The organism is Saccharibacillus sp. CPCC 101409, assembly GCF_030518235.1.
In the GTDB taxonomy this organism is placed as follows: Bacteria; Bacillota; Bacilli; order Paenibacillales; family Paenibacillaceae; genus Saccharibacillus.
Window position 1 is genome coordinate 1 of record NZ_JAULSA010000026.1, and the last position, 12,796, is coordinate 12,796.

Annotated in this window: 11 protein-coding genes; 2 read left to right on the forward strand and 9 right to left on the reverse strand. The window is 53.9% G+C overall.

Features of this window, described 5'->3' with window-relative positions; genetic code table 11:
* Positions 1-11: 11 nt before the first annotated feature.
* The 5 genes from QWJ34_RS25705 to QWJ34_RS25725 all read right to left on the reverse strand — a co-directional run bounded on the left by QWJ34_RS25705 (position 12) and on the right by QWJ34_RS25725 (position 3,312).
* Complete coding sequence (locus tag QWJ34_RS25705; RefSeq protein WP_302731948.1) at positions 12-1,136, reverse strand: hypothetical protein; 1,125 nt, start codon at positions 1,134-1,136, stop codon at positions 12-14.
* A 3-nt stretch (positions 1,137-1,139) separates the two neighbouring features.
* On the reverse strand, positions 1,140-1,880 hold the full coding sequence (gene cas6, locus QWJ34_RS25710; RefSeq protein ID WP_302731949.1) for a CRISPR-associated endoribonuclease Cas6: 741 nt from the start codon (positions 1,878-1,880) through the stop codon (positions 1,140-1,142).
* A 375-nt stretch (positions 1,881-2,255) separates the two neighbouring features.
* Positions 2,256-2,507, reverse strand: a complete 252-nt coding sequence (locus QWJ34_RS25715; RefSeq protein WP_302731950.1) for a hypothetical protein — start codon at positions 2,505-2,507, stop codon at positions 2,256-2,258.
* A gap of 13 nt (positions 2,508-2,520) precedes the next feature.
* Positions 2,521-3,012 (reverse strand): hypothetical protein, encoded by a 492-nt coding sequence (locus QWJ34_RS25720; RefSeq protein ID WP_302731951.1) that lies wholly within the window; start codon positions 3,010-3,012, stop codon positions 2,521-2,523.
* Between the two features lie 12 nt (positions 3,013-3,024).
* Positions 3,025-3,312, reverse strand: a complete 288-nt coding sequence (locus tag QWJ34_RS25725; RefSeq protein WP_302731952.1) for a hypothetical protein — start codon at positions 3,310-3,312, stop codon at positions 3,025-3,027.
* 885 nt (positions 3,313-4,197) lie between these two features.
* On the opposite strand from QWJ34_RS25725, the gene QWJ34_RS25730 reads away from it, so the two are divergent.
* Positions 4,198-4,395 (forward strand): hypothetical protein, encoded by a 198-nt coding sequence (locus QWJ34_RS25730; RefSeq protein WP_302731953.1) that lies wholly within the window; start codon positions 4,198-4,200, stop codon positions 4,393-4,395.
* 484 nt (positions 4,396-4,879) lie between these two features.
* Here the strand turns inward: QWJ34_RS25730 and QWJ34_RS25735 are convergent, their stop codons facing one another.
* From QWJ34_RS25735 to QWJ34_RS25750, 4 genes are all read right to left on the reverse strand, one after another.
* Positions 4,880-5,170, reverse strand: coding sequence for a putative quinol monooxygenase (locus QWJ34_RS25735; protein ID WP_302731954.1), 291 nt, complete (start codon positions 5,168-5,170; stop codon positions 4,880-4,882).
* Between the two features lie 228 nt (positions 5,171-5,398).
* Positions 5,399-6,295 (reverse strand): hypothetical protein, encoded by an 897-nt coding sequence (locus QWJ34_RS25740; RefSeq protein WP_302731955.1) that lies wholly within the window; start codon positions 6,293-6,295, stop codon positions 5,399-5,401.
* A 136-nt stretch (positions 6,296-6,431) separates the two neighbouring features.
* Positions 6,432-8,492, reverse strand: coding sequence for a beta-galactosidase (locus QWJ34_RS25745; protein WP_302731956.1), 2,061 nt, complete (start codon positions 8,490-8,492; stop codon positions 6,432-6,434).
* Positions 8,493-8,696: 204 nt separating this feature from the next.
* On the reverse strand, positions 8,697-10,322 hold the full coding sequence (locus QWJ34_RS25750) for a hypothetical protein (protein WP_302731957.1): 1,626 nt from the start codon (positions 10,320-10,322) through the stop codon (positions 8,697-8,699).
* Positions 10,323-10,690: 368 nt separating this feature from the next.
* Between QWJ34_RS25750 and ppk1 the strand changes: the two genes are divergently transcribed.
* On the forward strand, positions 10,691-12,793 hold the full coding sequence (gene ppk1 / locus QWJ34_RS25755) for a polyphosphate kinase 1 (protein ID WP_302731958.1): 2,103 nt from the start codon (positions 10,691-10,693) through the stop codon (positions 12,791-12,793).
* Positions 12,794-12,796 lie beyond the last annotated feature (3 nt).

The window sequence follows — 12,796 nt, forward strand, 5'->3', positions numbered from 1 at the left end:
TCCGCTGCCGACTAACCGATTGGCGAGTGAGTTTCGTTTTTACACATAAATATGGACTTGACCGCATCCTGCTTGCGTCTGGAGCGGTAACTTTCGTTTTCCAGATACTCTGTATCAAAGCTGCGGCCGGTTAGCAACATCCCGAAAAAGCGTTTGTTTTCATTGAATTCTTCCGTCCCCAAACGCCGGTTGTATGTAGCCATACCGATCGGGACACACAGAAAAACAAGGCGCGCGAGCGCGCTAATCGGAATCGGAAGGTTGCGGTTGAAGTCCCAACTGAAGTTAAACGCTTTGCTTTTGGAGAGCGCCAATGGAGAAAAAACCATTTCCTCGTACGATTGGGTTGCGTGCATGCCATCGATAAACGAGCAAGGGAGAACTTGAGTTTGAAAATAATCCGAAAGCTCGTTATTGTCCTTCATCTTTTTGATCGCTTTGCGCCAATCGTGAAAAGGCTTATAATCGTCATACCATCTCAACTCGTGCAGCGCAGGCAGCGCAAAGTCTTTTTCAATTTGGGCGATATGCTCATCCGTCGATTTGGCATTGAAAGTAGGCTGCAAGATCGAAGTCTGACCGAAAAACGGATTCATAATTATGGCTTTCATATAATTTAGCGTCAGTTTTTCTTTGATCGCTTGGGTAGACATCGTTTTCTCATAAGCTTCTACGGAGCGCTTGACCACATCCCGCTGATCGTACCCCGAACAGTTTTTAAGCGTTTCCATGATCTCCTGCAACTGTTCATGCTCTGGGCTTCCCGAAAAGTATTTGTCGACTTTCTTGAATTGCTCATTGATCTGCGCACGGATCTGCTTGGCGGCTTCTTTGACCTGAGCATCTTTCTCTGCCGGCTTCAAGCGTTCCGAAAAGTTCTCGGCTCGTTTGCTCCAAAACTCCATTCGCTTGACGTCCCGCGTCACGATATTGAATTCTTCAATCATATACCGGATATACCGTTTCGAAAAAGACTCCAGATGTTCTTCCGTCAGCGTCATGCGTGTGCCTTCGACTTTAAACCGGGTGCTGTTCAGTCCGTACCCGGACAGATCGCATTCGTACAAGCGCCGCAACCCGATCAGCCCTGCCGTCCACATCCAATCTTCCATCTGCAATTTAATCGAAGCTACCAAGTACTACCCCTCCTCCCGCACAACCTCCAATAAACCGAAACTTTGCGACGCCCTTTTGCCAACACCCGCTTGATACAGCAATTTCAAATCTTCCGGGTGTCCTTCCAGTTTCAACGTTCCCTGATAGGCGGTGTAATAAAGCCAGTGCTGCTCCTGTCCGCTATTGACCTGCTGGCGAAACACCGAATTGCGTTCTTTTACGATCTGTTTGCGCATGTTTCCCGGCTGCATCACAATCGTTTGATACGGTTCGCGTCCGGTTAATTCCCGAATCCTCATTTCCGCAAAGTAGCTGAATTCCCCGGCATAATCAGCATGTTCCGGTCCAAGCGGCTTACCGTTTCGGTCTTCGATCAGAATGGGGGACAATGTACGGAACCAGACCCGATCGCCTACAATATCCGTTTCTTGAACCATCCGAATCTGTGCTTTTCTCCACACCGTTCGATCCGTCTTGTATTCGGAGATCTGTTGAAGCCCATTAAAAAGATGCAGCATAAACTCCATATCCGGACTGGAAAGCGTCAAGGTAAAAGCATCCAACTTGATCCGATCCTTCTCATATACAAAACGATGCAGATAAACTGCTGTCGAGAATGGCTTCATCTTTCCTCCACCCGCTATGTACATCTTCTCGTAGTATTTAGGATCGGCTTGACGTAAGGCTTCTTTGACTAAAGAAATCATCAGCATCCGATAGTCCACAGGTAACGAGTCCACCTCGTAAGTCACCGCTAAACGCAAAGTTACACCTCCTTTTCCCAAAATAGATGTTACTCAATAACTAAAAAGGGTTCTGTACCCAATTATAATAAACAGAACATGTGTTGCCTAGTTGATTGCTTGAAAAATCCCACAATGTTCAAATAAATGTTTGAAACAAGGAATAGATAAAGGCGTCCGGCAACTCAAAAAGACACTTCAGCTCCATTTTGGCCTCACCTACAACTACAACCTCAAATATATTTGTCGACGATCAAAAATGCTGGATGACCCCAGGAAGTGAGGCAAGTGTTACATAAATCTCGAACGCAGACATCGGAATTAAAAAAAGCTGCTACCTGTAGAATACAGGCGGCAACTTAAAATTTTAGGCTATTAGGTAAAAAAATCCGCAGTTTATCCATGATAACCCGCTTGTTTGTGCGCAACGTTTTGATGAAGAGCGGCTATCCGGTTATTGATTCGTGTTTGTTCCGCTACTGAGCGTCCTTTTTTTTCTTGGGCGATGGCTGCTTGCACGTCGCGACGAATATCTTCATGACTATCCGTGGGCGGAACAATCAAAACGCCAGTCAATATTTTGCCGGGCTGCGGTTTGCGTCGAACATAACGTGGACCTTTGGCATATCCGATTGGCATTTTTCGCATAGGATCATCTCCTTTATTTGTAGTATAACGCAATCAGATCAAGGGCGCTATCCTCATTGATGAACATGCGCTGGCTGCCAATTGACTTCGCACCGAATCTTTTTCGATAGTATGAAACCAAATCGGTTTTTGCGTCAAATGCAACGTAACCGCCAAAACCGGAATTTGCACTGATCAAGCATGCTTGTCCGATCAAAATATCAGCTACGTTTGTAAATTCTCGATTCGGCGTGATGAATCGACGATTGAGCGGTGAACTCTCAAGGAGATCGATGAATACGAAACCCTCATCAATTCGGTATGAGATTGCGCCGTGAATACGATTGTCATTGATAGCGATTAATTTTTGAGGCGGGCCTTTTCGTATATCAGTGATGACATCGGCCCAATTAAAATTTCTTTCCCAGCCAATTTGATGGAGCAGCTTAGCTTCCGGAAGAAGAAGCGTTTCGATCTGCGCCGGATGCCCGTTTCTTTGTTGATCCAGCAAATACCATTGAGACATATGTAACCCCTCCTATTCGATGTGCAGGTTGTTACTCCCATCACCGTATCGCGCATATTCTTTCGAATAGGCGTTGCTATAGGTACGGGCATCATTGGTGCTCAATTGTAAAGCGGCGTGGATCAGTTTGAAGGTAATAGCGGAAATCTGATCCTCTTCGCCAAATTGGACGCTCCGCACAATTTCCGTATGTTTAGACGTCTGCTGTGATTGGAGTGCGAAGGTGATCCCAGCCAAAACAATAACTCCGATAATTATGGCGAACATCCATGCTTGCACCTTTGGATTTTTTTGATTCATGGAATAACCTCTCTCTTTTCGTGAATTGAGATTCCAGGAATACGTTTGCCAAAAAATTCTCTCTCCTCATATCATATATCGGTCGGCTTACCGGCTTGTTTTAATTCAGGATAGACGGCTTTCGTCTCGATTTTCATTTCTGTTCAAAATCAAACAAAACGGAAAAAACGAAGAAAGAACTGACTGCCCACAAATGAACAGTCGGTTGTTTGCATTTACTATTTTTGAATGTAACTCAAACATCTCCTTCGGATTGCTCGATAAGCCGACCGGGTGGATAGGTCCTTATTCAATTCGTTGATCGCTTAATCCATATATTGGATTTGGTCAGATCTTCGAGCATCACATCCGAAGGGTTTCAGTCGAAAACAAAGTTTGCGGTCGTAATCGAGTCATATTCCGCATGGACGCGTATGAGTGAATCAGCGTTGAGCTGGATTACCAAAACACCGCGAAGACGGACGTTACGCGCGTAATGTCAAGGAGTGGGTTCAATCTAAAATGAAATACGCGGCTGACTAAAAAAGGGTGATCCTGTCAAAATCGTTGCCGTTGGGAATAACGATATTCAAGGTGCAGTTTCATTTCGCAGTGTTAAAGGTTTTATCTTTGTCGACTTGGTTGAAAATTCACCGTTAAATCGTGCCTCAGCACGTCAGCGGATTTATGTTAATGTTGTCGACGTTCTTTTGGGGGTTGCATGTCTAGAAAGCTTTATTCAAGGATTTGAAGGGATTGTTTCTTTTGAATCTAAAACCAATCTCATCTCGTATTATCAAGAGCGCTTCAACGCTAAGCAGATCGAGAATAGCCAAAAAATGTTTATCGATACTCGTAACGCAGCCGCCTTAATCGCCTTATACTATAGATAAAGGAGTTGATTTTATGCCAGCGAAAAGAAATTCTTATTCGTACCGCGATATTCCTCCAACAGGCATTGTCATAGGTCCGACCACAGCTTCGACAGAGGAAATTGTAAAAGAAGTACGTGGCTTTTTGAATCAAAGAAGTCAACAACTAACACCTATCGAAAAAGCAGAAGCAATGAAGATTTCTGATGAAATTCTCAAAAAATATACGTAATCGATTTGTATCAATAAATAGAACGGTCAACTTTAATAAAACATCCCTTACGAGATAGATACTTTGAAAAAAGTCATCTTGTAAGGGAACTTTTAATCTAGAGCGTTTTTGAAAACTATGAGGGAAGCCGATCTTGCGGAATTCAATGCAACGCCAAACAAATGAATTTCTCAATTTGGAAAATAGCATAGGTCGGCTGTAGCATTACGTTCAGATAAAACCGATCCATAAGATTGCGACGGCGTTGGGGCTAAACGCTTCATATCCCACTACGTTCAGATAAAACCTCCAAAAAAACGCCTCAAAATCCGCGTCATTAAGCCATTTCTCCTTAACCACAACATCCTATTTTGCATCGAACCTCCAATGCCGTAATCGTAAAAGCATCAAATAAACCCTCAAACCCTTGCACTGCAAGGGTTTGAACTAAGCACCAAGCTTAACCGGTTCGATGCAAAATTGCATGTGTTCCCTAACTCAGCCTCTACACGTCCGCCGCCGTAAACTTCTCCGCTTTCAGCGGCAGCGCGAAGAAATCGTTGGCGACTTTGAAAAAGCCGGTAAAGTGCGGCGAAGCGTTGTGGCGTTCGACGGCGGCTTCGTCGGCCCAGACTTCGATCATGGTGAAGCGGTCGAGGCTGGATGCGTCCTGGGCCAGCGTGTAGCGCAGACAGCCTTCTTCGGCCTGCGAACCGGCGACGAGCGGCTGCACCGTTTGCAGGAACGCTTCTCTTTTCTCGGGTTTAATCTGCATATCGGCATGAATGATAATCATCGGAATCCTCTCCTTTCGCACTGGAATGCTGCGTTGTCGGCTTCAAATATTCTCGCTCTTCCAATTTACCACAAACAAACGTTCGGAAACCAGCGCAGGAGCCTGTAAGGGGGAGTCCTGCTTCGCGTTTCGCTCCCAGCCCTCGCTGCCTGCTTCGGCTGACCCGGCCGGCCCGCGTATCCGCGAGGTTACGGGATCTTGGACTCCGCGCCTCGCCGCCGACCAACTTTACCCCTCCGGCCCGAAAAATTCGTACGTCCGCGTCCATTCTTTCGTTTCGCCCGGCGTAAGCGCAAGGTCGATAAATACTTCCGGAGCGACCACATGCGCATTGCCCCATACCGCCAGCTTGGGCACGTCGAAGTCTCCGCTTTCGCGCATCCCGTAACCGCTCGGCTCGTGCAGCAGCTCCCAGTACGGCTCCGCGTCGCCCGCGAATCCGCCGAACAGCGCGTAGAACTCTCCGCCCGCTTCGCGTTTCCAGGTTACCTTTCCGTCCGACAGCTCCAGCCGGTCTTCCACGCCGCCGTCGCCCAGCAGCGCAAGCTCGGGGCGATACGGCAGTCTCAGCACATAATTCGAATCGATCATATGACCGCCGATGCCGACGAAGTTATGCACGTATTCGTTGGTGGCGATGTTCCGGCTTCCCCGGTTCGTCAGTTTGTAGTGCACGCTCAGGGAACGGCCTTCGACGCGGATCGTTTTGACCAGCTCCGCCGCGTAACCGCTTGTTTCCGCGGCCGCGGCGGTAAAGCGGATCATGCTGCGGCCGACTTCCGTGCGCACTTCGTGCGCTTCGACCGGATAAGCGCGCGCAAAGCTGTAAGCCTCGTCGTCGATCCGGGTGAGCACGCCGACGCCGAGCTTGGTGAACGTTTCGCCCGGCGCCGCTTCGTCGTAACCGATCGGCCGGTCGATGCCGAACTCGCCCGACAGTCCTTCGCCGCCGGTTCCTTGGCCCGCTTCCAGACTCTCCGGCACGCAAAAGTCGATACCCGCGCTTTCCAGACGCACCTGCGTAATCCAGCCGGTGCGGTCGAACCTCGTGCCTGTGCAGACTTCCGGCGCTTTGATCGTGATCGTCAATTCGCCGCCGCCGAGTATATATTCGTTCGTTTCCATCTTCCGATACCGCCTCCCGATAAACTGCGGCCGTCCGCTTCAAGCGGACGGTCCGTTGATTGCTGTAAGCCTGGTACCTTGTCAACACTAAAGGTGAGGTTACCCCCTGAATCGCCCCTAAAGCATGTACCCCGTCTCAATCGCTCGCCGCGCCGTCTTCCGTCTCCGCCACCGAGCAGGCCGCGCTTTCGCGGTCTTCGACTACGGCGAAGCCCCAGCCCGGCAGGGTCAGCGACTGTCCGTGCCGGATATCTTCGCCGGACACCAGTTCGCGGCCGTCGGCGTAAGCGTATTCGAACTCCGCTTCTTCGCCCGAATAGTTCAGGAAATAACGGATCTTGCGTCCCGCGCGGTTGATGCCGCATTTGACGATCAGCGGGAACGCGAGCTTCTGCTCCGCGCTCCACAAGCCGGCGCTTTGAAGCAGCTGCGCGAACAGTCCGATCAGCAGCTGTTCCGTCGGCAGGAAACCGATATACGTCGCGGTCCCTTCGCCGAAGCGGCTGCGCGTGATCGCCGCATATTCGTTCCACTCCGGGTGGTCGTAACGGGCCAGCACCTCCGCCGTGGTCGGCGTCAGCAGCTCCATCCACGTCCCGACCGCTCCGGCCTGTTCGCCCGCGCCGAACGGATCGCCTTGCAGCGAGACGTTCTTCGGCTCGGCGAACAGCTGGTACCTCACCCCGCAGATCCGCTCGATTACGCCCGGCTGCGCGCTTGTTCTCACCTGCACGTCTTCGTTCGTGAACCCGCTTTTGAACGTATACACGATATGCCCGCCGCGCTCCACGAAAGCGTTCAGCTTTTCCAGCAAACGCTCCGGCGCGCTGTACAGCGCCGGCACGACGATCAGGTCGTATTCGTCGAAAACGGCCGAAGACGTCTCCGGTCCGAGAAAATCGCAGCCCACGTTCAGCTTGTACAGCGCGTCGTAGCAGCGGCGCACCACATCGTTGTACGTGACGCCGCCAGGCAGCGGGAACCAGTCCAGCGCGCTGAGCGATTCGTTGCTGACCAGCAGCGCGACCCGGTTGGTCCGGTGCAGGCCGATCAGCGATTCGCTCAGCCGCGCGAAATCCGCGCCGATCGTTTTGGCTTCGTTGTACACGGGATTCGGCTGGAGGTCGTGGCTGAGCAGTCCTTTCCAATACGTCTCGAACGAATTGTGGATCGAATGCCAGTGCCAGTACGACACCATATTGGCGCCCGAAGCCAGATGGCTGAACGCCAGCAGCCGCAGCTGCCCCGGATACGGCGTCCAGTGCGGGAAAGCCTGCGCCTGCGTTTCCAACACCAGATAGTTCGACCGCTTGAGCGAGCGCGCCAGATCGCCGCCGAACGAAATCTCCGCGCCGGTCAGCTCGCTTTGCGACGGGTGATAAATATCCACGCCGACGACATCCAGCGCCCGGGCCGCGGCAAAATGATCCACGTCCCGCTGCACGCCGTAGGAATGGCCGCGCCAGTCGAAATCGAAGTTGTGCGTCGTGAACTGGCCGGGCTTTTTGTATTCGCCCACGATCTCCGCCTGCCAGGCCAGGAAGTCCGTGACCAGCTTCCGCTGGAACCTGGCAAACTCCGCGCCCAGACTGCCGTTGATCGTGCCCAGCACCGACGGGAAGTCTTCCCAGGCGTCGATCCGGTTGCTCCAGTAATCCAGTCCGAAACGGCGGTTCAGCTCGCCCGGATCGCCGCCGAATTTCTCGCGCATATATTTAATGAAGCGCAGCTGTACATTCGGGCCGGCCGTGCCGTAATGTTTGGTCTCGTTGTCGATCTGGTAGCCGATGACCGCCGGATGGCCGCATACGCGCCCGATCAGCTTACGGATGATCCGCTCGGCATAGAACAGGTACGCCGGGCTGGTAATATCCATGATCTGGCGCGCTCCGTATTTGCCGGGTCCGGTGCGCGTTTCCGCCAGCACTTCGGGATGCTCGCGCACCATCCAGGTGGGCACGGCGTACGTCGGCGTGCCGACGATCACGGAGATGCCCGCCGCGTGCATGGCGTCCAGCACCCGGTCCACCGACGCGAAGTCGAATACGCCGTTTTGCGGCTCGTGCGTGCTCCAGGTCGATTCCGCGATGCGCACGACGGTAATCCCCGCCGCTTTCATCATTTCGATATCTTTGTCCAGCCGGTCGTGCGGCATGTATTCATCGTAATACGCGACTCCGTAATGCAGACGTTCCATAGCGATCCGTCCCTTCTCGTTGTCGGGCTGAAGGCGCGTCGCGCCTGTTCTAATCCTTTCGCGGTAGAGGTCTCTATGTCCTGCAAACGCTCTATTTTGATCGCGAATGTTCAGGGAAGAATGTCCGCGCGGCAAAAAGCCGCCTCGCGGCCGAAAAGTCGGCTGCGGCGGCGGCTGTTCAGATCGTGTCTTGAAACTCCGGCCTCACTGCGTAAACGTGTAATGCGGCGAATCGTACTGCGGGCCGGACTTCTCGTAAGTAAACCAGTACTCCAGTTTCTTGCCCGCGCTCCAGCCGGCGACCGTATAATTCCAGTTCGTGCCGCTGCCGCTCATGCGCAGATTCTGCTGCGGACCGTTGTCCAGCTTGTAATGAATATCGACGTACAGCGCGGATGTCGCAGGCGTGAAGACGATCCGGGCGCCGCCGGAATTCGTTACGTTGATCTTGTAATCGGTGGTTACGATTTCCGTGCCGGTTCCGGTGCCCGGATTGCTGCCGCCTCCGTTGTTTCCTCCGCCCGGATTGCCGGAGGCGTTCATGAAGGAGCCCTGGAACGGATTGAAGCGCTTGGCGGCAAGCACGAACCAGCCGGTGCTCGATACGCTGTTCTGCTGCGCCATCACCCAGTAGCTGTTGCTTGTGCCTTTCAGGGAATACGGCAGTCCGCCGGTGGAAGCGCCAGACGTGCCCTGTTTCTTCGCCAGTTCGTTCAGGATGGAATCGGCTTTGGCCGTGTTGCCCTGCAAATAATACGCCGCGGACATAAACGCCGAGCCTTCCAGCCAGATATCCGGACCGGAGTAGCCGATCAGGTTGCCCTGGGCGTCGTACAGTGGGTTGTTCGCGCCGTCCCAGTCGAAGTCGTACGCGGTCATCGTATTGCCGGCGTTGTCGTACGTCAGCGTGTATTTATAGCGCGGATTCGCCAGCGTGCCGGGATTGCCGTTCGCATTTTCCACGTAAGACAGCGCCGACTGGTAATCGTGCGCGCCGCTTAGTCCCAGCGCCAGCACGCCCCACGGATTGACGTCCATCGGCACGAACGGATCGACCAGGTTCGTATCGTTTTTCCAGCCGCCGTAGAAGTTTTTGCGCGAATCGTTCCAGACTTTCGTATCGAGGAACGTTTTTACGCGGGCCGCCGCGGTGTTGTAAGCAGACGCGCGCGAAGTTTCGGCCGAAGCGAAGTAGCGCAGCGTCGGATAAATATCGAGATTGTGCTCGGTCGACGTCCACGGTTCGTTCGCGTTCGTCCACCCGCTCCAGCCGCCGGCTACGCCGCCGTTCGCCTGCTGATACTGCAGCGACCAGTCCAGCGCTTTGACGGCCATATTGCGGTAGCGCGTGTCGCCGTACTGCTTCTCGTACGCCATTACGGCCATCGCCACCCAGACGACCGGTCCCACGTGCTCGCGGATTTCTTCGCCCGCGCCGTTGTTGTACCAGTACGAGTTCAGCCAGTAGCCGGACGGGTCCTGGATATCGCGCATCTTGTTCAGGATCTTCTCCGCTCTCGCCCGGTCGCCCGCCGCGATAAAAGCGGTCGCCGCGACCGCCTGATCGTATGTATATACGATCTGCTTCGGCGTGTTCGGCGCCCAGTAATCCTCGAAGCTGTCCACCAGCCCGTCGAACGCGAAGCCTTTCGTTTCGTCCTGCTGGTGCTTGAGCCAGACCAGCGCTTTGTCGGTGGCGGACGGAATATCCGCATGCGCCCGCGGCGCGGGTCCCAATCCCCATACGAGCGCCAGCACTCCGCAGAGCACCACCCCCGCCGTACGCTTCGCGGCCCGCTTTACCGCCTGTTTACTGTTTGCTTTTTCCACTTCCGTCACTCCTTCGTCGTCTGAGGATGCGAACCCTGGATGAAAGCGCTTAATCTGCTCTCACCTCCACTATACGAATCGAAACCTGTTTCGTAAATACATTTTTGTAAGTTAATTGGGAAAAGCGCTTTTTTACATCGGCTTAACAAACGGGGGGTATAATAAAGAAACCGCCCATGCTTTAAGACACGCCTCAATCGATGCCGCCGACCGGATTTTGGCCGGAGCCGGCAGGGTAATATGAAGGAACGGGGCTTTCTTTCTGTAACCGAAGACCGCCGCCGCACGTAAACGGTTCTATTGCACGCCGGCCCGTTTGCCTGCCGTTTTGCCAATGCCGGACTTCTTCAAAACGACTTGGAGGAATTATGGATAACCATGCCGCTCAACGGGGCTCGTCCCCTTACTACATTAATCGCGACCTCAGTTGGATCGAATTCAATTACCGCGTGCTGGAAGAAGCGCAGGACCCCGAAACGCCGCTGCTGGAGCGCGCCAAATTTCTCGGGATCGTTTCGCGCAATCTGGACGAATTCATGAGCGTCCGGGTCGCGGGCATCCGCAACCAGCTCAAAGCGGGCATCGTCAAAAAAGACTTCTCCGGCTATACGCCGCAGGTGCTGTATAAACGTCTGACCAAACGCATCGAGAAAATGGTGACGGCGGAGTATCGTACATACCGCGAATTGATCCGTTTGCTGTCGAAAGAAAGTCTGGTGCTCAACCGCTACGAAGACCTGAGTTCCACACAGCAGAAATCCGCGGACGATTACTTCCACAACGTCATTTTCCCGGTGCTGACGCCGATGGCGGTCGATCTGAGCCGTCCGTTTCCGCTGGTGCACAGCCAGAACGTTTACTTAGCCGCGCTGCTCGAACGCGAAAACGCAACCGCCGATCTGCCCGAGGAAGAACGGTATTATTTTGCGATCGTGCAGGTGCCGTCCATTCTGCCGCGCCTGATTCCGGTCGCAAGCCGCAGCCACAGCAAGAAGCAGAGCTACGTCCTGATCGACGAGCTGATCTGCAACCATATCCAGACGCTGTTCAGCGGCTACAAGCCGGTGGCCGTGCATGCGTTTCGGCTGACGCGCGACGCCGACCTCGAGATCAACGAAGAAGAAGCGGACGACCTGCTTGAAGAAATCGAGAAAAAGCTGCGCAAGCGCCGCCGCGGCGCGCCGGTCCGGCTGGAAGTGCAAAAAGATTTCCATCCGTACGCGCTGCAGCTGCTGCAGGAAGAATTCGAGATCGAAGACGCGGTCTACGAGATCGACGGCCCGATCGACCTGGGCTTTATGTCTTCGTTCGCCGGATCGGTCAAGAATCGCGATTCCCTGCGCTATCCGACGCGCCTGCCGATCTATCCGCCGGAATTCGGCGACGGCGGCGATACCGATTATTTCAGCGTGCTGAAAGAACGCGACGTGCTGATGCACCATCCGTTCGAAACCTTCGACGCGGTCAGCGATTTCGTCGAGCAGGCCGCCGAAGATCCGGACGTGATGGCGATCAAGATGACGCTGTACCGCGTCAGCAGCAAATCGTCGATTATTCGTTCGCTCGCGGAAGCGGCCGAAGCCGGCAAGCAGGTCACGGTCGTCGTCGAGCTCAAAGCAAGATTCGACGAAGAGCGCAATATCAGCTGGGCGCGCACGCTGGAGCAGGCCGGCTGCCACGTGGTGTACGGACTGGTCGGACTCAAAACGCATGCCAAAGCGATCCTCGTCGTCCGCCGCGAAGAAGTCGGGCTGCGCCGCTACGTGCATGTCGGCACCGGCAACTACAACGACGCGACCGCCAAGCTGTATACGGACGTGGGTCTGATGACGTCGAATCCGTCGATCGGCGAAGACGCGTCGGAGCTGTTCAACCATATCACCGGCTATTCCAGCCACCCGGACTGGCAGGAGATTTCGGTCGCGCCCGACACGATGATGGGTACGTTCGTCACCAATATCCGCCGCGAAGCGGAGCATGCCAAAGAAGGACGCCCGGCGCGCATTATCGCCAAATTCAACTCGCTGTCCAACCAGCAGATTATCGACGAGCTGTACGAAGCGTCCAAGGCGGGCGTCAAAGTCGACCTGATCGTGCGCGGCGTCTGCTGCCTGCGGCCGGGTGTCAAAGATCTGAGCGAGAATATCACGGTGCGCAGCATCGTCGACCGCTATCTGGAACACTCGCGGATCTATTATTTCGAAAACGGCGGCGAATCGGAGATTTTCCTGTCGAGCGCCGACTGGATGACCCGCAACCTGACCCGCCGCGTCGAGCTGATGTGCCCGATCCTCGATCCCGGCTGCAAAGATACGCTGCTGAATATCCTGAAAATGTATCTGAAGGACAATGTCAAAGCGCGTATCCTGACGTCGAGCGGAGGGTATGCTTCGTTCGAGAACGGCGAAGAACCGTTCCGCAGCCAGTTCCGCGCCGAAGATATCCGCTCGTGGAAATCGACGCTGGTCTAACGC